This is a genomic window from Ketobacter sp. GenoA1, from assembly GCF_003671475.1.
Classification (GTDB): Bacteria; Pseudomonadota; Gammaproteobacteria; order Pseudomonadales; family Ketobacteraceae; genus Ketobacter.
In genome coordinates this window covers 625,569-648,782 of the sequence record NZ_RCHM01000023.1, presented here as the reverse complement: position 1 = coordinate 648,782, position 23,214 = coordinate 625,569, and the positions used below count along the sequence as shown (strand labels likewise).

16 protein-coding genes are annotated in these 23,214 nt (G+C 51.0%); 11 read left to right on the top strand and 5 right to left on the bottom strand.

Annotation, left to right across the window (positions count from 1 at the left end):
* Nucleotides 1–96: 96 nt before the first annotated feature.
* Nucleotides 97–2,562 carry an efflux RND transporter permease subunit gene (locus D9N13_RS11485; protein ID WP_290589704.1) on the top strand — a complete coding sequence of 822 codons (2,466 nt, stop codon included), beginning with the start codon at nt 97–99 and terminating at the stop codon, nt 2,560–2,562.
* Nucleotides 2,563–2,592: 30 nt separating this feature from the next.
* On the opposite strand, the gene D9N13_RS11480 is transcribed toward D9N13_RS11485, so the two are convergent.
* Entirely contained in the window at nt 2,593–4,242 is a 1,650-nt protein-coding gene (locus D9N13_RS11480) for an MFS transporter (RefSeq protein WP_290589701.1), read from the bottom strand.
* A 174-nt stretch (nt 4,243–4,416) separates the two neighbouring features.
* On the opposite strand from D9N13_RS11480, the gene D9N13_RS11475 reads away from it, so the two are divergent.
* Nucleotides 4,417–5,619 (top strand): MFS transporter, encoded by a 1,203-nt coding sequence (locus tag D9N13_RS11475; protein ID WP_290589698.1) that lies wholly within the window; start codon nt 4,417–4,419, stop codon nt 5,617–5,619.
* Nucleotides 5,620–5,640: 21 nt separating this feature from the next.
* Here D9N13_RS11475 and D9N13_RS11470 read toward each other — a convergent pair whose 3' ends face one another.
* A complete protein-coding gene (locus tag D9N13_RS11470) occupies nt 5,641–6,603 on the bottom strand; it encodes a helix-turn-helix transcriptional regulator (protein ID WP_290589695.1) in 963 nt (320 codons plus the stop codon).
* A 273-nt stretch (nt 6,604–6,876) separates the two neighbouring features.
* Between D9N13_RS11470 and D9N13_RS11465 the strand changes: the two genes are divergently transcribed.
* The 3 genes from D9N13_RS11465 to D9N13_RS11455 all read left to right on the top strand — a co-directional run bounded on the left by D9N13_RS11465 (nt 6,877) and on the right by D9N13_RS11455 (nt 9,509).
* Nucleotides 6,877–8,124: an MFS transporter gene (locus D9N13_RS11465; protein WP_290589692.1), complete on the top strand. Its 1,248-nt coding sequence runs from the start codon at nt 6,877–6,879 to the stop codon at nt 8,122–8,124.
* A 32-nt stretch (nt 8,125–8,156) separates the two neighbouring features.
* Complete coding sequence (locus D9N13_RS11460; RefSeq protein WP_290589689.1) at nt 8,157–8,927, top strand: enoyl-CoA hydratase/isomerase family protein; 771 nt, start codon at nt 8,157–8,159, stop codon at nt 8,925–8,927.
* 261 nt (nt 8,928–9,188) lie between these two features.
* On the top strand, nt 9,189–9,509 hold the full coding sequence (locus D9N13_RS11455; RefSeq protein ID WP_290589686.1) for a hypothetical protein: 321 nt from the start codon (nt 9,189–9,191) through the stop codon (nt 9,507–9,509).
* Nucleotides 9,510–9,760: 251 nt separating this feature from the next.
* Here D9N13_RS11455 and D9N13_RS11450 read toward each other — a convergent pair whose 3' ends face one another.
* The gene (locus D9N13_RS11450) at nt 9,761–11,038 is read right to left on the bottom strand and encodes a cytochrome P450 (protein ID WP_290589683.1); all 1,278 of its coding nucleotides are present in this window, start codon (nt 11,036–11,038) and stop codon (nt 9,761–9,763) included.
* Nucleotides 11,039–11,470: 432 nt separating this feature from the next.
* Here D9N13_RS11450 and D9N13_RS11445 point away from each other — a divergent pair, with 432 nt between their 5' ends.
* The gene (locus tag D9N13_RS11445) at nt 11,471–12,664 is read left to right on the top strand and encodes an amidohydrolase family protein (protein WP_290589681.1); all 1,194 of its coding nucleotides are present in this window, start codon (nt 11,471–11,473) and stop codon (nt 12,662–12,664) included.
* A 134-nt stretch (nt 12,665–12,798) separates the two neighbouring features.
* Here the strand turns inward: D9N13_RS11445 and D9N13_RS11440 are convergent, their stop codons facing one another.
* Nucleotides 12,799–14,460 carry an AMP-binding protein gene (locus D9N13_RS11440; protein WP_290589678.1) on the bottom strand — a complete coding sequence of 554 codons (1,662 nt, stop codon included), beginning with the start codon at nt 14,458–14,460 and terminating at the stop codon, nt 12,799–12,801.
* Nucleotides 14,461–14,728: 268 nt separating this feature from the next.
* Here D9N13_RS11440 and D9N13_RS11435 point away from each other — a divergent pair, with 268 nt between their 5' ends.
* Both D9N13_RS11435 and D9N13_RS11430 read left to right on the top strand, forming a co-directional pair.
* On the top strand, nt 14,729–16,342 hold the full coding sequence (locus D9N13_RS11435; protein WP_290589675.1) for an SMP-30/gluconolactonase/LRE family protein: 1,614 nt from the start codon (nt 14,729–14,731) through the stop codon (nt 16,340–16,342).
* A gap of 32 nt (nt 16,343–16,374) precedes the next feature.
* Nucleotides 16,375–17,541 (top strand): MaoC family dehydratase N-terminal domain-containing protein, encoded by a 1,167-nt coding sequence (locus D9N13_RS11430; RefSeq protein WP_290589673.1) that lies wholly within the window; start codon nt 16,375–16,377, stop codon nt 17,539–17,541.
* Between the two features lie 89 nt (nt 17,542–17,630).
* Here D9N13_RS11430 and D9N13_RS11425 read toward each other — a convergent pair whose 3' ends face one another.
* Entirely contained in the window at nt 17,631–18,443 is an 813-nt protein-coding gene (locus D9N13_RS11425; RefSeq protein WP_290589671.1) for an IclR family transcriptional regulator, read from the bottom strand.
* A gap of 230 nt (nt 18,444–18,673) precedes the next feature.
* Here D9N13_RS11425 and D9N13_RS11420 point away from each other — a divergent pair, with 230 nt between their 5' ends.
* The 3 genes from D9N13_RS11420 to D9N13_RS11410 all read left to right on the top strand — a co-directional run bounded on the left by D9N13_RS11420 (nt 18,674) and on the right by D9N13_RS11410 (nt 23,205).
* Entirely contained in the window at nt 18,674–20,239 is a 1,566-nt protein-coding gene (locus D9N13_RS11420; RefSeq protein ID WP_290589669.1) for an acyl-CoA synthetase, read from the top strand.
* A gap of 47 nt (nt 20,240–20,286) precedes the next feature.
* Nucleotides 20,287–21,411 (top strand): MaoC family dehydratase N-terminal domain-containing protein, encoded by a 1,125-nt coding sequence (locus D9N13_RS11415; RefSeq protein WP_290589666.1) that lies wholly within the window; start codon nt 20,287–20,289, stop codon nt 21,409–21,411.
* Between the two features lie 90 nt (nt 21,412–21,501).
* The gene (locus D9N13_RS11410) at nt 21,502–23,205 is read left to right on the top strand and encodes a class I adenylate-forming enzyme family protein (RefSeq protein WP_290589663.1); all 1,704 of its coding nucleotides are present in this window, start codon (nt 21,502–21,504) and stop codon (nt 23,203–23,205) included.
* The last annotated feature ends 9 nt before the right edge of the window (nt 23,206–23,214 follow it).

The window sequence follows — 23,214 nt, the reverse complement described above, 5'->3', positions numbered from 1 at the left end:
CAGTACCATAGGGACACTGAAAGCAAGTAAATTGAATGCCTCAAAACCAGCACAAGATAAAAGCAAACCGCACAGTAACATACAGGCCATAATAAAATGAATTCAAAAAAAGCCAACTGGAAATCTAAGGTCGAAGACGGATTCGAGCAGATGGGGTTGATTGTGGGCAATCACCCGTGGCGCTGGTTGCTGGGATGCCTGCTGATTATTGGCATGCTGGCTTCCCAACTGGGTCACCTCAAGCAAGACAGTAGCATCGAAGGGTTTTTGCCTAAAGATTCAAAGGTGATTCAATCTTACGTGGATTTCAAGGAGATCTTTGGCCGGGATGAAACCTTCGTCATAACTGTAGAGACCAAAGACCCATACACCCAGGAATTTGCCACTCAGTTACACGCGCTACATCAGCAATTGATGGATGAAGTGCCTTACATCGCCACGGTTGATTCCCTCGCCAATGCACGCCATACCCATGGCAAAGACGACACGCTCTACGTGGATGAGCTATTGCCTGAAGTACTGCCCACAGATCCTGATGAGATCGCAAAACTGAAAGAATATGCCCTCAACAGCGAAAACTATAAGAACTTTCTAATCTCAGAAGACGGAAAGATGGTCGCACTGATTGTGCGGCTTAATTCATTTAACTATGAAAAAGACAATAATGGTGAGTTGCAACGACGCTACCTGGAAGAGGCTGACATGCTGCTTGCTTATGAAAAATTATCAAGCATAGCGGAGCAATACAGCCAATCCATGGCGACCCCGATAGACCTCACCGGAGGCATGCCGATCTCTCTTGAACTTTCGGAACTGACCCGCCTGGATTTTATAGTATTGGCCGGATTGGCGAACCTGATTATCGGTATCGTTTTGCTATTGATTTTCAAGCGGATATCAGGCGTTGCGCTACCACTGGTAATCATGCTGTTCGGTGTCACCGTTACCATGAGCCTGATGGCCATTTTCGGCACACCCATCCAGGTCAGCACGTCGATTCTACCGGCCTTTCTGCTGGCAGTGTGTGTCGGTGACAGCATTCACTTGTTGACCATATTTTATCGACAATATGATGAGGGTGACGAGAAAATCCACGCACTGGCCAAAGCCCTCGGGCACACCGGATTAGCTATGTTGTTCACCAGCATCACCACAGCGGCAGGTTTGATGTCATTTGCAACCTCCGATCTCACCATGGTGTCCGCGCTGGGTATTTATGGGGCTCTCGGATCGTTGGTGGCATTTTTGCTATCGGTAACCATCTTACCCTGCCTGATTGCCCTGGCCCCCATAAAACGCAGGCGCCTGCACCAGGATGAAAACAAAATCATGCACCGTTTTTTGGGGTGGTGTGCCCGCACCTCAGTGCGTTTCGCCAAACCGATAGTTATAACCGGTGTTTTTCTATTGGTGGGAAGCATAGTGATTGCCAGCCAACTCAAGTTCAGCCACTATCCCTTGTCCTGGTTGCCCCCAGACAACCCATACACCATTGCCATCAAGAAGTACGAGGAAAAAATGGGGTCAACCACCAGCATTGAAATCGTGTTGGATACGGGAACTGACCGGGGCATCCTCAATCCCGGATTTCTGCGGGCCGTCGATCAATTTCAACAGGAGGTGGTGGACTGGGATACCGCTGATTACAACATTGCCAAAGCAATCAGCGTTACCAACATCATAAAAGAAACCAATCGAGCGTTACATGATAATGATGAAGCGCATTACTCCATTCCGAATGATCCCAACCTGATAAGCCAAGAATTGTTCTTAGTGGAAATGGATGAGCCGGACGACCTGTATAATGTGGTTGATAAAGACTTCCGGATAGCGCGTCTCACTGTCACCTCCACCTGGTTCGACGGCGTGCACATGCAAGCGCTACTAACCAAGCTGGAAAACCGATTGAAAGAGGCACTTGACCCGTACAACGTCAGTTTTTCATTCACTGGGGTGACCCCCATTATGGGTGTAACCTTTGCCAAAATGTTGGTTTCCACGGCCGAAAGTTATGGACTTGCTGCCATCTCCATTACCTTTATGATGATTTTGCTGATCGGCAACCTGAAACTCGGATTACTCAGCATGATTCCCTCACTACTGCCTATATTGACGGTACTGGCTGCCATGCAACTTCTGGGTGTACGTTTGGATATGCTGACAATGTTGATCGGCTCCATCGCAATCGGTTTAACCGTTGATGACAACATACATTTTATGCATGGTTTCCGCAGACTGTATCTAAAAACAGGGGATCCTGCATATGCCATAGAACGCACTTTGCAATCAACCGGGCGGGCGATGCTGATAACGTCGGTTGTATTGAGCCTGGGTTTTCTTGTCTACATCACAGCACAAATGACTATTATGGCCAGCTTTGGAATCATCACCGCAGTCTGTATTATGTTGGCCTTACTGGCTTCTTATCTGGTGGCGCCAGCGCTCATGGTATTGGCCAACAAAACCTGGCATCATCAGGAATCCGCCTCGAACCGGACCATGACAGAATCCGCGGCGGATCAAGCGGCCAGCCAGGATGAAACACCGGAATCGGTCAACTGAGCCTGAAAGCGTAACTTCGGCCCCTATATCTCAGGGGCCTGCGTAATCCAAGGGCTCCTGCTTTGCATCCAGGGTTTCCGCCTGCCATCGCACTGATCCAATTGGTCGCTCCAGTTTTCTGCGTATCTTGTAGTGGCCACTCTGCCGGTCAAACGCTTTCACCTTTGCATGTACATCCAGATCAGTTGTGGTGTATCTGGATCGCATGCGTAAATAGTCACCCCAGGTCGGGCAATGAAACCGCTCGGTCCATAGTGCAGGGTTTTCTATATCCCGGGCCAATGACCAATCGTAGCCACCATTGCGTAACCGCACCTGTTGCATATCCAGCATTGCATTGTAAAAAAGCCTTGCCTGTTCAGGATTAACATCGTAATCCAACTCCAACGCAATCGGGCCTGAGCGCAAGGACAGCTTCAACGTAGGTTTGGGTTCATTCGGTATCTTAATTGGCTCAATCGCTTCGCTGATATCCTTTGGGATAGGTATCAACATACCCAACAGAACAGTAACCAACAATGCCCCTGCAGACCCCAGCATAGCGAACTGCACAGAATAGTGAGCAGCAAATTCACCCCACCACCAGGCCCCCATGGCGATGCCTCCGGCGGTACAGGTCTGGAACATGGATAAGGCACGAGCCACCACCCAGCGCGGTGTTGATAGCTGTATAGTAATATTCAGAATAGACACCACAAGGATACTCGCGCCACTGGCAACGAACAATGCGATACAGGTCAGGATCAAGCTCTGGCTCAAACCAACGCAAAACAAAGCGCCGGCACCGATGCATGCAAGCCATCTCAGTGAATTTTCCGTAGCACTATGTCGACGCACAGCGCTAACTGCCAACCCTGCCAGCACCGCACCAACGCCACTCACACCGAGCAGCAAGCCATAGACATCGGGGCCAGCGCCAAGTACATCCTTAGCGATCAAAGGCGCCAGGGCATTGGCGGAGGCTATGCAAATACACATGACACCGGTACGCGCCAGTGCGCGTTTAATAGGGGAGGAGTGCTTGGCATACCGCAAACCTGACACCAAAGCCCGCCCGATTCTTTCAGGTGGTAAACGTGAAGGAATGACGGCACGGCGCCAAAAAAAGAATGCAATAAATAAAGGAATGTAGAGGATAGAATTCACAGCGAACGCATAGTTGGCTCCAAATGCCATCACAATAATGCCACCGAGAGCCGGGCCGACACTGCGCGCGACGTTGTAGGCCACCGTGCCTAATCCTATAGCAGCTGGCAAAGCCTGGATCGGCACCTGCTCCGGTATTGATGCCTGCCAGGATGGGGAATAAAACGCAACGCCACAACCAATCATCACGGTAAACGCCAGCAACATCCAGGGTGTGGCAATATCAGAGAAGGCAAGGGCGCTTAAGGTGAGTGATGTAATAATCGAAAAGCCGAGAGATATCAAAGCGATTCTGCGCCGGTCAAACATATCGGCCATGGCACCTGCCAACAGTGCAACCAGCATGTAAGGTAGCATTAACGCTGTTTGAGTCAACGCAACCATGGTGGGTGAATCGGTTAACCTTGTCATTTCCCAGGCAACACCCACACCCAGGATAAGATGCCCGAAATGAGAGACAACACTGGCGGTCCAGATGTTACGGAAGTTGCGGTATCTAAGTGGTGCAAACGCGCCCACTTGGGTTCTATTCACTGGTGTGTCTGGTTCCGGGTGGCAAATCAATAGAATGCCATAGCGGCTGTGAGTGAAACCGCCTGGTTGCTATTTACCTGTTTATTATTACACAACATTGATGTTTAATAAAAGCTGGTTTACTGTACACCTCACCAGCTCGGACAGCGCTGCGGTCAGCAACAGGAATAGGGCATGATGACAAATTCAAACGAGTTCAAATCCAGCTGGACTGCGCTACTGGCAGCAACCGCGGGAATGAGCTCGGGGCTGGGGTTGAACGCCTATATTAATAATATCTTCGGCCCATATCTGCTGGATGCATTTGGTTGGAGTAAAGCAGATTTCGCCCTCAATGGTGCCATCTCAATCATAACGGTATTGTGGATTCCTGTTATCGGCCGCATGGCCGACCTGTTTGGTGTTCGCAATGTTGCACTTCTGGGTATTCTGTTTTATCCAATCAGCTTTGTACTAATGAGCTGGATGACAGGCGATGTCCGCGTGCTTTACGCCATTCATTTTCTGCAAGTGATCTTTTGCGCATCGACCACGGCAACCGTTTATTGCCGGGTGGTGGCAGAAAGGTTTTCCCGGCGTCGGGGTCTGGCATTGGCAATCTGCGCCGCCGGACCAGCCATTACCGGTGCTGTCGCCAGCCCATTGTTAACAACCCACATTGATGCATATGGCTGGCGATCCGGATTGCATACCATGGCTGCTTTCACGGCGCTGTTTGGAATACTTGCTTTGCTGTTTTTACCCACAAGGAAAAATCCCCGAGCCGGAGCACCCGCCTACAGCGCACGCAAGGATTACCGGGCCATCTTTGTCAATCCTGCTTTTCGGATAATCGCCCTAAGTGCGTTTCTCTGCAGCCTGACTCATGCGCTGGCCACCTCACAAGTGAAAATCATGCTGGCGGATCATGGTGTCAGCGGGGCTCAAGCCGGATATATGGTCTCGGTATTCGCTATAGGGGTTATATTGGGTAGAATTATCGCAGGAATTGCATTAGACCAATGGCCGACACATATCGTATCTGCCATTGGTATGGGCTTACCCTGTATTGGCAGCTACATTCTGGCAACGGACGCCACCCAGATTGCTATACTCGGCATGGCTATTATACTCATCGGACTTTCGTTCGGCGCAGAGGCCGATATTCTTGCCTATGTGACCGCGTGCTATTTTCCCATGCATATTTACAGCTCGGTGATGGGGTTGCTGACCACCGCAGTGGGGCTCTCAATTGGTCTTGGCTCAGGCCTGCTCAGCTACATGCTCTCGTTAACCGACAGCTTTACCGGATTCCTGTTGTTGGGTGGCACACTGGTATTGCTTGGTGCAATCAATTTACTGCGGCTGGGCTCCCTGCAGTCACAGCCCGCTCATTAATCAGTAGCGGCCACCAGTATCTCAACCTCGATGAGCCCTGAATTCCCGGGGCGTGACTTTGTATACTTTTTTGAAAAGCCTGCTGAAATGTGCCGGGCTCTTAAAACCAATCCGAAAAGCAATTTCAGCGATGGAGATATCGTTGCCCACATCCGAAGACAGCCAGCGGTGAGCAGTTTTAAGGCGCCACTCCCAGATCAAATTGGGTAATGACGTACCCTCGGTTTGCAACAGGTGAGACAAGTATCGCCGTGATATACCACAACCTTGTGCAACCATTTCGGCATTGATGTTGGGATCTGAAAAATGTATTTCGATATAACGAAGCACTTCCTGACGTCGCTTCTGAGATAAGGAAACACGCTCAAGCAGGGCGTTATCACACTGTCTGATGCCTTCGCTCATGATGGACATTGCGCCGTCAATCATCAGCTTCTCCACCCGCTCAGTGAGCGCTTCAGTATCATCAAGCAGCTCCGTAAACATGCTCTCCGCAATTCTGAATTCGCGACGCCTCATTGGCGTGCTGAAGCCGCTACAGATATCAGCTGGAATAAATCGGCGAAATACATGAGAAGGAACCACCACATGAAGTAGCTCGTGCATACCACTTCCATCTCTACAGCACTCCAAGCTAAAAGGTAACATGGAACGGGTGATGCCGAATTCACCTTCGTTAGCCACATTGACCCCGGTGGAATGGGTGACGCATACGCTACCGCGTTTCACAAACCAGAACACCGTTACGTCCGTTGCGTCTTGCTGTATGTGCGACCATGAACGGCGGAAGAAGAGCCGAGATTTTGACCGCAAACGGATAATTGAACAGGCGCCCACCGCCTTCTTATCTGCTTGCACATCGATATCTGATTCACCATCGATTTTGTAATCAGCCAGGTAGTATTCCTGGTTGTTCTTGCCACGAAAGGCGTTCTGGCACTCCAGATAATTCCCATCATGAAACGAAAAGAGCTTCTCGGTCATCTGTTATCTCCCTAACTCTATTTGCCTTGCTTCAATACGCCAACCCTCCGTTTGTTTATCACTGCACCACTACACGGATTTAACAATGCTCAGCTGGAATGTTACCATCTGGCAAGTTTATTATTGCTCAACACTGATGTACATTATATGTATCAGAATAGCGCAGACAGGGCGCTTATAGAACTCATAATATCTTGTACCAATAGATAAGTTGTCTTTCCGGGTATCACAAGGTCAAACCCAAACAAGCAGAATAATAAGCAGAGGTAATCTATGGCGGGATCGGTTGGAGCAATGGATGAGTGGCGGCGATTTTGGTACTTACCCTTGGCTGCGTCTTTTGGCTACGCGACCGCGGTCATGTACGTTTATTCTATGGGGCCATACATCGAGCCCATACAGCAGGAATTCGGCTGGTCGCGTGCACAGATCTCTTCCGGCATTACCATTGCTGCATTTCTAAGTGCGCTTTTTTGCATTCCAATCGGCATGCTGGTTGATCGCGTGGGGCCAAGGCCAGTGGGCATAACCGGGGTAATACTCATGTGTGGCTGTGTGGCTCTATTGGGCACCGCCACCGGCAGCCAAAGCAACTGGATCTTTCTTTGGTGTCTGCTTGCATTCTCCACCCTGTTTGTGCAGGCCACAGTGTGGACCAGCGCCGTCAACAGCCGGTTCTCTGCGTCCCGCGGCCTGGCGCTGGCCATTACTTTGTCAGGGGCTTCCGTAGCCGCCACCATATTTCCCATACTCGCCACCTGGCTCATTGAGCTATATGATTGGCGCACCTCCTATATGGCAATGTCCGGCATCTGGGCAGTCATCACCTTACCCTTCATGTATTTCTGCTTCCGGGGAGCCCAAGACCAAAGTAGCAAATCCAGCATTGCGGAAGTCAACAAAGACGAACTTGAAGGCTTGACCATAGCGCAAGGTGTCCGTTCTCCTGCACTCTACAAGTTGCTTATGGCTGGAGGTTTTTTTGCTTTTACCGCCATCGGTATTGTGGTGCACTTTGTTCCCATATTAAAGGACAGTGGGGCAGATCCGTTGTCGGCCGCCGGGGTGGCATCGCTCATTGGCATATTTTCAATTGTGGGAAGGCTCGGCACCGGTTTCCTGCTTGATCGACTGCCCAGCCACCTCGTGGGTGCATTCGCCTTCATCATCCCGATCTTCGCCTGCCTGTTATTAATCTATGATGGCTCAAACCCGGTCAGCCAAGCCGTAGCGGCAGCGATATTTGGCCTTACCCTCGGCTCCGAAGTGGATGTCATTGCCTACCTTGCAGCGAAATACTTTGGCCTCAAGAATTTCGGCGCATTATATGGCGCGTTGGTCATGGCGCTATCATTGGGTACCGCATTCGGCCCACTTGGAGCCGGATTTATCTATGACCAGTACGGCAGCTACGTCCCATTTTTGGTTGCAACTGCGCTGATGATGGGGGCAAGCGCCTTCGCTCTGCTTACGCTCAGCTACAACCCGACGGTGGATAAGTTAGCTATACAACAGGCATAATGCCTGAAACTAACACCACCCCGGAGTGTGTAATGAGCGTTGAAATAGAAAAACGACCTGAACTGAATCTCGCCACTATCCAGTTCAGCAATCCACCTTTTAACTTTGCAACCGTGCAACTGATCCGCGACATCGCCGATGCACTGGAACAGCTGGATCAAGATCACGACACTCGCGTGGTATTACTCAAGGCTGAAGGAAAGGTATTCTGTGCCGGTGCTGACCTGGTGTCAGACAACGGTTTCGGTGCCAGTAGTGATGACCCTTTGCGGGAATTTTATGACCAGGTGCTACGGATTTACGCAACCCGGAAACCCATCATCGCGGTGGTCCAAGGCGCGGCCATTGGTGCCGGCCTGGGTCTGGCCGTGGCAGCCGATTTCAGAATCGCCAGCAACAGTGCCAGGTTTTGCGCCAATTTCGTGGCACTGGGTTTTCATCCAGGGTTTGGACTTACCCATACGTTACCGGCACTGATCGGCAAACAGCGAGCAAGCCAGGTCATGATGACTGCCAAGCGCTACAAAGCCGATACGGCACTCGCCTGGGGCCTGATCGATACAATCACAAGTGCTGAGCAACTCCAGGAGGATGCCTTGGCATTCGCCCGGGATATCGCGATCAATGCACCCCTGTCGCTGCTGGCTACCCGAGCGACACTAAAAAGCGATCTTCTCCAACAGGTTGAATCAGCAATTCAGCGCGAACATCAAGAACAATTAAAACTTCAGCATACCGAAGACTTTGCAGAGGGAGTCAAGGCGGTAAGCGAGCGACGCACGGGGCATTTCAAGGGCCGATAGCACACCGTAATAACTGGGCATGATCGTGGGCAAAACAGATGTCATACCGCGTTTCATTCTCATCATTCAACATAGAGAACAAACTGCATTATAACAATGAATATACGCTGGAATTACCGCGTTTTATAGCGTTTTATATGGTTTAACACCGCGCTCAAGTGTATAGTTATCAAAGCATATTGTTATGCTTAGTCACGCAAGACAAACTTGCAAAAGCAATTTAGAATCAGGTGAAAAACAAAAAATATTGTGGAGGAAATCATGTCTACTACAGCAGCTTCTATCGATTGCGCGTGGAATTTAATTTTAAAAGCACCTAACGGCGTTCAGGAAAGCGTTGTAACGTTGAAATCCGAAGGTGACAAGCTGACTGGCACCATTGCCAACGAAAAGTTTGGCACACAGGAAATTGAAGCCGGCAAGTATGATGGTGAAACTCTCACCTGGAAAAGCAAAGTCACCTCTCCAGTTAAACTTACTGTTACCTACAGCGCCACCCTGGACGAAAACAATAATATGACTGGCCAGGTCAATGCAGTTATGACCAAGATTCCATTCACAGGCACACCCGTCGCCAAATAATCGGACATGTGCCGTTGAAACAAAAAATTGTGTTTTTAGTTTCAACGGCATTCATCACTGTATCGAAAGTAAATTAATTTTTATCTCATCAACTCATTAGCCACGCCTGCTGGTCGCGCATGCATTCACCACCACAGATCATTCACCACCACAGATAAAGCAAAAAAAAGTGGTCATATTACCGACGACCACTTTTTTCCTTGATACCAAGTTGACTGTATGCCCAATTACTTTGATTCGATTAATACCGGTTAATCGGTTAATACCGGCAGGGTATCCCAGCCTCGCACAGTGGATGTACGAGCTTGCTTTGCTCTATCCCAATCCACCCGCCAGCGTGGGAATCTTTTCAATACTTCTTGCAACGCAACACGGCCTTCAAGTTTGGCCAGATGGCTACCCAGACAAAAATGAATGCCATGGCCAAACGTGAGCGTTTGATCAATCTTGCGGCGAATATCGAACTTATCCGGATCGTCGTACTTGCGTTCATCCCGATTAGCGGAAGCGTTGAGCAATAGCATTACACTACCTTTAGGCACAACCTGTCCATAATGTTCCACATCACGGGTAACATAACGGGCCTGAACAGGGGAGGGTGGTTCAAATCGCAGGATTTCATCAATTGCATTATTGATGAGACTTGGGTCTTTAGCCAGTTCCGCCAACTGCTCCGGATGATCAGCGAGGACTTTACCCGTCCATCCAATCAAGCGTGTGGTGGTTTCGTTTCCGGCACCAGCCAGTAACCGCACGTAGCCGAGAATCTCTTCACGGCTCAGGCGACGATTTTCCCCCTGCTCATCCTCAAACTCGATGGTGAGCAACTTTGTCATTAAATCATCTGACGGGTTTTGTTCACGCCAATCCAGATACTGGCCAAACAGCTCATTCACTTCAACGGGAGATCCATCCTGATTGTTAAAGCGAAACTGCAGGTTCCTGGCCAGGCCGCCTTCGTCAAGGTCCAGCCCTTCCAGTGAATAATCTCGGAACTTGGTCTGGTCCGCTTCCGGAATACCCAGCAACATCCCTATGGTGCGCATCGGCATTTCCTGGCCAAGATCCTTGATGAAATCAAATCCCCCAGTACCGACCAGCGGATCCAGAACCTGTGTTGTAAACTCCCGTACCTTGGGTTCAACTTCGGCAATAGCACGGGGTGTAAAGACCTTGCGCAATAAATCCCGGTGGATATCGTGCATAGGCGGGTCTTCGAAGATGAGCATACCTGGAGGCGCTTCAAAATCGGCTTTAATCAACTCCATTATTGTGCCTTTGGCCGAGCTATATGTTTCGTGATCCCGCAAGCACTTTGCGACATCTTCGTAGCGGCTCAGCGCGTAGAAATCGTGTTCTTCGTTGTAATACAGTGGTGCCTCGTCACGCATCCTTTTCCAGACTGGATAAGGGTTTGCGTCAATCTCCATATCGTATGGGTCGTAATAAAGTGGTTCCAACTGAGCGTTCATAGTGCACAACACCTCTATTATGTCGATTCTTGGTGATCGATAAAAAAGTCCGTTCAAGTTCCGATTCTGATTAGGCAGCCCGTTACAAGCTGTCGATTTACGCTAACGACCTGTTGATTAGAGATTCGGATTCAGCATATCCCCAAGCTTAAACCGACACTCGCCAATTGGTCAACAGTGATGTTTAATAAAGACCAGCAAGTCAGACGAATCAACGAGATAGCCCACCCAGCAGTCCTGATCATCGCTAACGCTACCTTATACAACCGATGCATTTAATCAACATTGATGTTTATCAATATACGGTGCAGCCTGGTTCATGGGCCTGCTCAACCAATCATACGGTTCCGATATCCAGGCTGACGCAGGCAAAACACGCCGCTGAACACATCCAAAGCATCTCTATATAATACAACAGTGTTGTTGACTAAAGAGATATCCTTCTGTAACCTTTCTAGCACTAAAAAGATGAATTAAAGGTGAAGAATTATGACCGGCTTACCCTATCCGACATACGATGCAGACAACCATTTCTATGAGCCGCCCGAAGCTCTGATGCGCCACCTTCCCAAAAAGTTCAGAAATGCCGTTTCCTATGTCCAGGTAAACGGTCGTACCAAATTGGCCATCGGTGGTCAGATTTCAGATTACATCCCCGACCCCACATTTGGTCATGTAGCGGCCCCGGGCAAACTTGTTGATTGGTTTTCAGGCAACAACCCGGATGGTATGACCATGCGTGAATGCATGGGCAAACCCATTGCGCCCCCCAATTCATGGCGCACGGGAGAGGAACGCCTGAAGGAGCTTGATGAGCAAGGGCTAACGGGAACCCTGATGTTTCCCACTTTAGTATCCGCGGTTGAGGAGCGAATGGGGCAATATGACATCAAAGCCATGTGCGCCATCATGCATTCTCTTAACCAGTGGATGCTGGAGGAGTGGAAATTCAATTTGGACAATCGTATATTCACCGCCCCTGTCATCAGCTTGGCGGATATCGATTGGGCCGTAAAAGAACTCGAGTGGGCGATCGAGAACGGCGCAAAAACGGTTTTGGTGCGTCCGGCACCGGTACCCGGTATCGCTGGATCACGCTCACCCGGTTTCGAAGAGTTCGACCCCTTCTGGGCGCGCGTGAACGAATCTAAAATATTTGTGTCGCTGCACGCATCCGATAGTGGTTATGATCGCTTTGTTCGCATGTGGATTGGTGGCAACGAGTTCCGGCCTTTTGCGCCTTCAGCTTTCAGCCATATTCTGAAGCCCGCTGCCCGCGTTATTGCGGATACTTGCACTGCGTTGATCTGCCATGGTGTATTCGATCGCTTCCCGGATGTCAAAGTTGCCACCATCGAGAACGGCGCGGCCTGGGTAAGTGATCTACTGAAAACCATGGCGAAGGCCTACAAGGTATTTCCCCAGGATTTCAAATACGATCCTGTGCAACGTTTCAGGGAAAACGTCTTCGTAGCACCATTCTATGAAGATTCCCTGGATGGCCTGAAAGACGTTGTGGGCGCAGATCAGGTGCTGTTTGGTAGTGACTACCCCCATCCTGAAGGTGTGGCAAGCCCACTTCAGTTCATAGAGCGCCTGGACGCCTATAGCGAAGAAGAGCAACAAAAAGTGATGGGTGGCAATCTATTAAACCTATTGGAACGATCAGGCTCGCTGCAGTAAAACATTTTTGTTCCCGGGGTATCTAATGATTCGCCGGGAACAATGTACAACCACTTTCATTGCCGATTTGGTTATCCCACCTTACGCCAGCCACCAGCTGGCTTTTTTTTGTCATTTTTTCACTGATAGCCATGCTAGATTTCAGCCAGTTCAGCAATAAGAAGGTTGCGAATTTTGTGTTTTAGTACTTTACCGGCGTCATTTTTAGGCAAGGCATCCCACACAACAACCTGCTCGGGAAACTTGAACTTAGCAACCCCTTGTTCTGTGAGCAGACGTGATAAGTCCGTCAACTGGGGCCGCGCTGTACCCTTGGGAACAACAACAGCACAGGCGCGTTCACCGGTTTTTGAATCGGGTAAACCCACTATCGCGATCTCTGCAATGTCAGGATGGGTGACCAGTAAATCTTCAATTTCCTTGGGCGCAATATTTTCACCGTGACGGATAATAATATCTTTTGCGCGCCCCACAATCACCAGAAACGCCTCATCCACCCAACGGCCCAGATCACCGGTACGAAAGTATCCCTCTGCGTCGAAAACGCCTGCCTCATCCTTTGCATGAACATAACCCACTAACATCTGCGGGCCTTTTGCCAACACTTCTCCGGCGTTTGTGTTTGGATCGCTATCTGCCGACAGCTTCACATCGGCGATACCAGGTTGCCCATCGGTTTCAGCAGCGTGATCTACGTCTCCAATCACGCCTACTGTTATCACCGGCACCTCTGTCGATCCGTATACCCGGGTGACCACAGCCCGTTCAAAATAGGCATCCGCCTCTCTGATTAACGAGGCAGGCACGGAAGCGCCACCACAGATAAACAGCTTCAGGTCAGGTAAATGACTCTGGATGCGCCTGGCAGCATCCAGAGTCTGCACCAGAAAGGGGGTAGCGCCGGCAAAATGGGTACACTGCTCAGAGACCAATAACGACACGCCCTGATCCGCATTCCAGTGTTCCATCAAAACGGCGGTGGTACCCAATAGTAATGGGCACTCAAAGGCATATATAGAACCGCCGATGTGACTGATAGGGGATGCCACCAGGAATTTGTCCCCGGGCTCTACCATCCAGTGTTCCCCAATTTGGGTGATAAGAGCGCGTATGGAATTATGGGTGTGCATCACCCCTTTCGGGTCACCGGTGGTACCCGATGTGTACATAATCATTCGCACCGCATTGGCATCAGTATCGGGGAGCGCCCCATTGCTATGATTTTGTCCTGCAGAGCCTTGATACAAATCTTCAAAACCGGTGAAGCTATGATGACTACCCCGCACCACAACAACTTCAGGCACCAGAGATTGCTGTTGATCTAATGCTGCAATGACCTGTTCCAGCATCCCTGCGTAATCATGGTTACGAAACTGATCTGGAATAAATATCATGCGGGATTCAACGTCACCCAGCATGAAGCGCAGATCATGCGCCCGCAAGGATGGCAGAATAGGGTGTGCCACCATACCGGCCATGGTGGCGGCCATGTAGATCACCGCTGCTTCATGCCAGTTAGGCAACATGAAGGAAATCACACTGCCCTCAGGAAAACGTGCCCACATCACCTGCGCCAATGCGCAGGATTTGGAGTACAGGGTAGCGGCATCCAGATGCACGTCCCCGTCAATAAGCAGAATACGTTCCGGGTCATTCTCGGCATGGTGCTTTAACCTGTGTGCCAGCGTTTCATGCCCCCAGTAACCTTTGGCGTAGGCGAGTGCCGCATGCTTCTTATCCCAACGAATTGATCTACCCGCTATATATCGACGCCCTGACTGTTCCTGGGAATGCATAATTAAATTGACCTCTTGGTGTAAAGAATGGGCACCAAATGACCCCATAACACACTGATTATAAAGATTTTAAAATAACCAAGGAGACTTTCGATCAAATTACGAAGATAACTTTTTTCGTTATTAAACTCAGCATAGATACGATATCATCACACCTTTAATGAACACAAGTGTTGATTATTAGCGTACAATTGAAGACTATTACGTATTCCAGTTTGAAAATTTGAGCGGTCCGCCATACCAATAAGAACCAGAGGAAAAACACCAGATGACTTCGCAGCAGATGGCTTCATACGCGGGACGTTACGCCTACTCGGGAGCGGCCCAGGTGGCGGCCGGCTGGACGCTCAAACGCGTCACACAACCCAGCCGTCTGTTTGGTGCCAATGGTATTCGCACCGGTCCGGATGGGCGCATCTATGTGGCCCAGGTCTCCGGCAGCCAAATCAGCGCCATTGATTTAAACGGTGGGGGCATTGAAACCATCAGCCCCAAAGGGGGCGCTATCATCGCCCCCGATGACCTTGTTTTCGATGCGCAGGGCAACATCTTTGCCACCGAGATAACGGCCGGGCGAGTCAGCATGCTGACAGCAAACGGACAGAGCCAGGTGGTATGCGGCAACCTGCCTTGCGCCAATCCCATTACGCTGTACCAGGGGCGCCTGTTTGCCGGTGAATGCCGCCCCGATGGCCGCATCATGGAGCTTGATCTGCACGGCGGGACACCTCGAATCATTCTGGAAAACGTCCCCCTGCCCAATGCAATGGAAGTGGGACCGGATGGCAAGCTCTATATCCCCATCATGGGCACTAATGAGATCTGGCGCGTCGATCTCAACGGGGGCTCTCCTGAAGTGGTGGCCCGGGATTTGGGTGTACCTGATGCCGTTAAGTTTGATGCCGATGGGTTTATTGTTTCCACGCAGGTAGCCAGTGGCCAGGTGCTGCGCATAGATCCACGAACGGGTGAGCGCACCATACTTGCCACCATTGCTCCCGGCCTGGATAACCTGACTTTTGTGAATGATCGCTTGTTTGTCTCCAGCATCTCCGGGCAAATCAACGAAGTATTGAGTGATGGGACAATAAAATCATTGGTGCCGGATGGTCTCAATTGGCCACTTGGCCTCGCAACGGACAGCAATGGTTTATTGTTTGTCGCCGATGGAGGGTTTACCTACTGGTTACAACCCGGGGGAGAACTGCAACCTGCCGGTATGTTGTTCACACCGGGGTTCCCTGGTTACACCCGTGGCGTTACCAGTATTGGATCAGGTGACTACATTGTTACTACTGCAAACGGACAAGTGGCGCACTGGTCTCCTGCCAAGCAGGAACACCAAGTATTGGCCGAAGGCTACGATCAACTGTACGGCATCGCAGTATCCAGCACTGGTGTGGCGGTATTTGCAGAGAAAGGTACCGGGTGCATTCATTCCGTTCATACCGGTCTGACAGAAACACTTGCCCGCGACCTGCAAGGCCCATGTGGCGTCTGCTTTTCCGAGGACCATTGCCTGGTATCAGAAGAAGACGCCGGCAGGGTGGTTCGGCTAACTCAGGGTGGGGTTGATACCGTGTTGGATGACCTGCAAAAACCCCAAGGTATTCTGGTGCGCGATAACATGCTGTATGTGGTGGATACCGGCGCCAAAGAGCTGATCCAATTCGATATGGTCAGCAACAGCCGGCAGGTCATCGCAACGGATTTGCCGGTGGGTGCGCCGCCCGGCGTGGTTCCCAAATTCCTTGATGCGATCGGTGTCCTGTCCGGCCCCATGGGCCCCTTTGCCGACATCACCGGTGGAAAAAATGGTGTGCTCTATGTGTCTGCAGACGCAGAGGGAAGTGTGCTTGAGATCACACCCAACCAACACTAACGAGAATAATACGTTTTCAATTGGAGTTATCAATGACCAACACCACTCTGGACTGTTCTGATCTGGACCAACACATGGGCAAGGCGATGGCGCCGGCACGTATGAAGGAACCGTTGCACAACAACGATTTCAGGCGCTGGGTGCAAGCTATGCATTACCCAAACCTTCTGCACTATGATCGTGATTTCGCTGCCGAAGGTCGTTACGGCCGCCTGGTTGCACCGCAATCGTTTGCCGTAGCCACTGATGATGGCCACGGGGCGGTACCTGCCTGTGTTGGCAAGATACCTGAATCCCATCTGATCTTTGGTGGTGATGAGTGGTGGTTTTACGGCCCCAGAATTTTTGCCGGTGACATGATCACCAATGAAAAAGTACCTTTTGATTATGCCGTGAAGGAAACCAAATTCGCAGGCCCCACCTGTTTTCAACGGGGTGACAATAATTACTACAACCAGAACGGCGACTTCATCGCCAAACAGCGTTCTACCACTATTCGTTACAGTGCCGCCCTGGCTCTTGAAATGGGCGCAATGAGTGAAAACAGCGAAGAACCGGAATGGACCCCTGAACAACTTGATGACCTGGAAGTGCAAAAATACGATTACATCAGAATGATGCACGAGCTGGGTCATGGCAAGCGCTACTGGGATGACATCAATGTAGGTACAGAACTGCCATTACGGGTGATCGGGCCGCACAGCATCGCCAGCTTCACCACGGAATGGCGAGCCTATCTGTTCACTATCTGGGGCGGCACTCACCGACCGGGTATGGACATGGAATCGTTCGGTTTCACCAAAGAGATGGCCGGTCATGAAAATGATCCGGTTATGGAGCGCGATAACCCAGAGCTTACCGATGGCGCCTATTTTGGCCCGTCCCGCGGCCATCTGTTCCCCCATTTTGCACGTAAGATCGGCATGCCCAGAGGTTATGGCTACGGTGCCTCCATGGGGGCATGGATTCTTGATTACCTGAACGGTTGGGCAGGGGAGTGGGGACAGGTTATACATTGCAACTCATCCTATCGAGGCCCGGCCTTTACCGGGGACGCCACATTCATGACAGCGTCCATCACTGACAAGTGCACAGATAGCGAAGGTCGTCACATCGTGAAGGTGGATTGTAAAATGAAGAATCAACTGGGTGCGACCATGGCCACAGCGAAGGCAGAAATTGAGTTACCAAAAAAATAGTGGGGTTCGATCCCTACGATAGTCGGTGATAGAACATCAGGGAATGGCGGGGTGCAGTGCCATTCCCTGACTGTACAAACAGGTCCGCCTCAGAGCTCACCGCTGAGTTGATTGGAAAGAATTTGGGCATTTTTTAGAAGCGCCTCCTGCAACAGGGGCAATCCATTACGATTCAGGCTGCTGCTGATGCCGATTGCCACCAGGGCATGACTTAGTTTGTCACGGGTTTTCCACACTGGGGCTGCAACAACGGTAACACCGGAGATGTAATTGCCTTCATCCACTGCGAAGCCGTCGCTGCGGGTTTTTTCTATCTGTGCTTTCCAGTCGTCGAACGTAGGAGGTTCATCCCAGCGCAGGGCGTCGAATTTTTCTTTCAATTCGTCTTCCGCGTAGTCGCCAAAGGCGACGATGCAGCGACCGGTTGCGCTGATCAACGCCGGGAAACGACTGCCGACCTGCGCACTGATCTGAAAATTATTTCCGGCCTGGGATATGGCTACAACAATGATGTGTTCCAGACCAACGACGTTGACACCCAGCACCGTGACATCAAAGTCCTGGCTGATACGATTTAACACTGGTTGCGAGAGATCGGTGAATTGGTTTCTGCGCAGCCAATGTCGGGCAAGGGTTAAGACTCCGGCTTCAAGGGAATAACGCTTGGTGTCCGGATCAAAGGCGACGAACTCTTCGTCCACTAATGCCCTGAGTACGTAGAGGCAGGTACTGGGCACCAGGTTCAACGCCCTGGCTATGGATTGCAGCCCGAGGGGTGTCTCACTTTTACCGAGCAATCGCAATATGGCGGCGGCTCTGGATATGGCGGGGGCTTTACTCTCCTTCAAGGTATTGGCGAGTTTCTTGTCCGTGGGAATCGGTTGATTGGATTGTCGGGCCATTGAATACCTCTGCAAGTGTTGTCCATTAATCAATAACAGATCGCCTGACTGCAAAAATGCGATCCATGCCAAAGCAATCCGTTCAATATATAAAATTTCTTTCTATATTTACAACATTTATTTTTCGTGGCATTGTTTTCTGACACTGAAATATCTGAACACGCCCCCCAATCAAAGGCTGCGGTTCTACTCTTTTTGGCCCGAAGTAAAACAGAAATCCAGGTGAATGAATGGCACGACTTACGGACTACACGAGTTATGCAGATGCCCAGGCCCACGCCAATTCCGGCGCCCTATGGGAACTGTTCGATGGCGATCGCGAACACATCAACATTGCCCACGAAGCCATAACCCGGCACGCGGATGGCTCGGGAAGGCCGGCAGTGCGTATAGCGCACGCTGACGGCAGCGATGAGATTCTAAGCTTTGACACCATCGCTGCCGGTGCAGCTCGCTTTGCCCACTGGCTGGACGCCAACAACGTTCAACAGGGGGATCGCATTGCATTTATGCTGGAACCTTCTCTGCCGTTTTATGTGTGTTTGTTTGGTGCGATGCAAACCGGTGCCATCAGCGTACCGCTGTTTACATTGTTCGGGCCGGATGCGCTGCGACTGCGAATTGATGACTGCAAGCCAACCATCCTGATCACCAATCAAGAGAAAGCAGCACTCGCCAATGAAATTGCGGGCTTGCGCGTGGTGGTGGCAGATGCCAGCCTGTTGGACGAAATCACGCAATACCCTGCCCAGTACCAGCCAAAGACCAGAGCCAATGATCTGGCGGTTTTCCAGTACACATCAGGCACCACCAGGGAGCTTCCGGCGGCTGTTAAGCACACCCATAAAGCGATCGTGACGCTGATGTACGCGGCGCTCTACGGCACAGGCATTCGGCCCGGTGATGAATATTTCTGCCCGTCATCTCCGGCTTGGGGACACGGCCTTTGGCACGGTACTCTGGCCCCGTTGGCATTAGGCGTCACCACAGGTACTTTCGCTGGTCGTTTTGATGCGGTGCGTTTAATGAAAGCACTTCAGGACTTCAAAATAACCAATATGTCCGCCGCGGCGACCCACTACCGCATGATGAAAAACACTGGTCAAGCCGATAAGTTCACCTTCCATTTCAAGAAACTGACCTTCACCGGCGAGCCTATCGATCCGGCCACACTGGATTTCATTGATCGGTATTTCAAGGTGCCCGCCTGCAGTATGTACGGCACCACCGAGATCGGGGTCGTGCTGGTGAACTATCCGGGAGCGGAGGACTTTGTGGTTAAGCCTGGCTCCCTGGGCAAACCCATACCTGGCCTGAAGCTTGAGGTACAACGGGCGGACGGTTCACCCACCGAAGCCGGTGAGGTGGGTGAACTTAAGCTGTGGAAAAAAGATCACTGGGAGACCACCAAGGATCGGGCAAAGCTTGATGAAGAGGGGTATCTGTATCACTGCGGCCGGGCAGACGATGTGATCATATCCGCTGGCTGGACCATGAGTGCAGTCGAGATCGAACACACCATGTTGAAGCATGACAATGTTATAGAGGTGGGCGTTATTGGTGTACCCGACGGCACCCGCGGCCAGGTCGCCAAGGCATTTGTTGTAAGCAATCGCGAACCCAGCGCCGAATTCATCAAAGAACTGCAGAATTTTACCCGCGAAAAACTGAGCCAGCATGAGTTTCCACGTCATATCGATTTTGTCAGTGAACTGCCTAAAACACAGGCGGGTAAAGTTCATCGCAAAGTACTTCGTGATCGCGAGGCTAGTAACGTTCCAGCTGCCTCCATTTGATGTCTGACGGCTGCGGCCGGCAATTGTAAACCTAGGAGAAAACAAAAATGAGCGCCAAGTTTCCAAAAATCACTGAAGCGGGTCTGGCCGAGCTGCGCAAACGTATTGGAGTAAAAATTACCAATACCGTAGAACCGTGGAACTACGAGGCTACCCGCGATGCCATTCGCCATTATGCTCATGGTATCGGCGATGACAATCCGCTTTGGTGTGACCCAGAGTACGCAGCCCAAACCAAGTATGGTTCAATCGTTGCACTGCCGAGCTTCCTGTTCACCACCAGCCGCCTGATTTCCGGCTATTGCGGTGGCCTCTCCGGGGTTCACGCCATGTGGGCGGGTGCCGATTGGACTTGGCATAAACCGGTCCTGCGCAATGATATTATAACCACTGAGGCCTACCTGAAAGATTTGGTTGAGCATCAGACCAAGTTTGCCGGTCGCGCCTTCCAACAGATCTATCACGTTGATTTCTTTAACCAGCATGGTGATAAAGTTGCCGAGGCGGATTCCTGGGTATTCCGCACCGATCGCGATGAAGCCCGGGAGCGCGGTACCAAATACACTGAAGTGAAGGGCAAAGTGGAGCCGTATACTGAAGAGCAGCTGGCGGAGTTCAGCGCTCTGTATGAAAAAGAAGAGATCCGCGGTGCCACACCAAGGTACTGGGAAGACGTCAAAGAAGGTGAAGAGCTTCCCACCATGATGAAAGGCCCGATGACCGTCACTGGCTTTATCTGTTATGCGCAAGGCTGGGGCGGGCTTTACATCCGGGCCAACAAGCTTGCCTGGAAGATGCAACAGGCGCATCCTGGACTGGGTATCAAAAACCGGTTTAACGTACCAGACTGCCCTGAACGGGTTCACTGGGATGAGGATTTTGCGTTGGAAGTGGGCGCACCCGGAGCCTATGACTATGGCCCTGAGCGTTGTTCCTGGTTGACTCATCAATTAACCAACTGGATGGGGGACGACGGTTTTCTGCGCAAGGCCAAGAGCCAGATCCGCCGGCATAATCCGGATGGGGATGCCATTTTCATTAACGCCACGGTGGTACGTAAATTCGTGGAAGATGGCAAGCATCTGGTGGAAATCCAACAAAAAGCTGAAACACACCGCGGCGAATTGTCTGCTTCCGGTGTGGCTATTGTGGAATTGCCAAGCCGGTCCTAAGCTGTTTCTTGCAATAGATTCATACAGGGCACTCACCATCGTGTGGGTACCCTGTTCTGGTGTCAACACGAATAATAACAAGGGCAACCCATGAGCACGAACGCAAACTCCAACCAGAAGCTGTCCCTGATAAAGGGGATACCGCTTTGTGAGGAAGAGGGAATTGGCGCACTGACTCTCGCGGGATACCTTAAAGAGGTCACCGCACAACATGGTCCACGGGAAGCGGCGGTGCTCTGTAGTCAATCCGCTGTGGAGCGTTGGACATATGATGATTTATGGCTGCGTTCGGTCGAGGTGGCACGCGCTTTATTAGCTTGCGGTGCCGGCAAAGGAACCCGTGTGGGGATCCTAATGACCAATCGACTGGAATTCCTGGCCAGCGTTTTTGGTACGGCATTGGCCGGGGGGGTTGCTACTACACTCAATACCTTTTCCACTGCAGCGGAACTCGAGGTATTACTGCAAAACGCGGGTTGCTCGATCCTGCTGTTGGAGCGAAAAGTACTAAAAAAGGATTTCGCAACTATATTGTTTGAGCTTGATACTGACATCAAAACCGCCACGCCAAATCTACTGACCTCATTAAAATTTCCCTACTTACGTCATATCGCCATGGTGGACAGCGAGCAAACAGACGGCGCCATTGAAGGTTGGACCCAGTTTCTGAAACGGGGTGCCACCATTACCCCGGATCTGGTGGCAGCAACGGCGGCTTCCGTTTCGCCGGCAGATCCGGCTGTCTTGTTTTTTTCATCAGGCTCCACCGGAAAACCGAAAGGTATTCTAAGTGCTCACCGGGGTGTCTGCCTGCAATTGTGGCGTTGGCGCAAATGGCTCGGCCTGGATAGGGACGTACGCTCCCTAACCACCAATGGTTTTTTCTGGTCAGGAAACTTTGCCATCGGCATCGGTGGCACACTGTCGGCAGGTGGCACCCTCATTCTGCAACAAACGTTTCAGCCGGAAGAAGCACTGGCCATTATGGAGGCTGAAAAGGTTTCCTACCTATTCGCCTGGCCCCATCAATGGGCGCAGTTGGTGGATGCAAAAAACTGGCTTGATGTGGATCTGTCCAGCCTCAAGTACATCGATGCCAGCTCTCCGCTGGCGGCTCATCCTACGGTTGATTCCAACTGGATTGATGCCACCCATGCCTATGGCAACACGGAAACCTTTACTCTAAGCTCTGCTTTCCCAGCCAATACCCCGAAGGACATCAGCGCTGACAGTCATGGCCAACCGGTCGCGGGCAACACGATAAAAATAGTAGATCCCTTGACCGATGAGGTGGTACCCATCGGTGAACGGGGGGAGATCGCGGTTAAAGGCCCTACATTGATGTTGGGCTATATTGGCATTCCATTGGCGGAAAGCCTCGATGAGGAGGGTTTCTTTCGCACCGGAGACGGTGGCTTTTTTGATGACCAGGGCCGACTGCACTGGGAAGGCCGCCTCAACGATATCATTAAAACCGGAGGCGCCAATGTTTCACCTGTGGAAATCGATGCCGTTATTGCGCAATATCCAGGTGTGAAGATTACCAAAACCATCGGTGTGCCGGATGATTTGTTGGGTGAACGGGTAATAACCTGTGTTGTGCCCCAGGATGGCAACAACCTGACAGAAAATGAGATCCAAGCTTTTGCCAAAGAACAACTGGCCAGTTTTAAAGTACCTCGTCGCGTGCTGTTCTTCGCTGAGGATGAACTGCAATGGACAGGAAGCGCTAAAGTAAAGAGTTCAGAGTTACAGTCTCTGGCAGCAAAACAACTGGAATCGGAGAAAGTCTGACACCGCTAC

Excerpts from the sequence above, each read along its gene's own strand:
- D9N13_RS11485 (WP_290589704.1), top strand. The coding sequence starts at position 97 with ATGAATTCAAAAAAAGCCAACTGGAAATCTAAGGTCGAAGACGGATTC.
- D9N13_RS11475 (WP_290589698.1), top strand. The coding sequence starts at position 4,417 with ATGATGACAAATTCAAACGAGTTCAAATCCAGCTGGACTGCGCTACTG.
- D9N13_RS11470 (WP_290589695.1), bottom strand. The coding sequence starts at position 6,603 with ATGACCGAGAAGCTCTTTTCGTTTCATGATGGGAATTATCTGGAGTGC.
- D9N13_RS11465 (WP_290589692.1), top strand. The coding sequence starts at position 6,877 with ATGGCGGGATCGGTTGGAGCAATGGATGAGTGGCGGCGATTTTGGTAC.
- D9N13_RS11460 (WP_290589689.1), top strand. The coding sequence starts at position 8,157 with ATGAGCGTTGAAATAGAAAAACGACCTGAACTGAATCTCGCCACTATC.
- D9N13_RS11455 (WP_290589686.1), top strand. The coding sequence starts at position 9,189 with ATGTCTACTACAGCAGCTTCTATCGATTGCGCGTGGAATTTAATTTTA.
- D9N13_RS11445 (WP_290589681.1), top strand. The coding sequence starts at position 11,471 with ATGACCGGCTTACCCTATCCGACATACGATGCAGACAACCATTTCTAT.
- D9N13_RS11440 (WP_290589678.1), bottom strand. The coding sequence starts at position 14,460 with ATGCATTCCCAGGAACAGTCAGGGCGTCGATATATAGCGGGTAGATCA.
- D9N13_RS11435 (WP_290589675.1), top strand. The coding sequence starts at position 14,729 with ATGACTTCGCAGCAGATGGCTTCATACGCGGGACGTTACGCCTACTCG.
- D9N13_RS11430 (WP_290589673.1), top strand. The coding sequence starts at position 16,375 with ATGACCAACACCACTCTGGACTGTTCTGATCTGGACCAACACATGGGC.
- D9N13_RS11425 (WP_290589671.1), bottom strand. The coding sequence starts at position 18,443 with ATGGCCCGACAATCCAATCAACCGATTCCCACGGACAAGAAACTCGCC.
- D9N13_RS11420 (WP_290589669.1), top strand. The coding sequence starts at position 18,674 with ATGGCACGACTTACGGACTACACGAGTTATGCAGATGCCCAGGCCCAC.
- D9N13_RS11415 (WP_290589666.1), top strand. The coding sequence starts at position 20,287 with ATGAGCGCCAAGTTTCCAAAAATCACTGAAGCGGGTCTGGCCGAGCTG.
- D9N13_RS11410 (WP_290589663.1), top strand. The coding sequence starts at position 21,502 with ATGAGCACGAACGCAAACTCCAACCAGAAGCTGTCCCTGATAAAGGGG.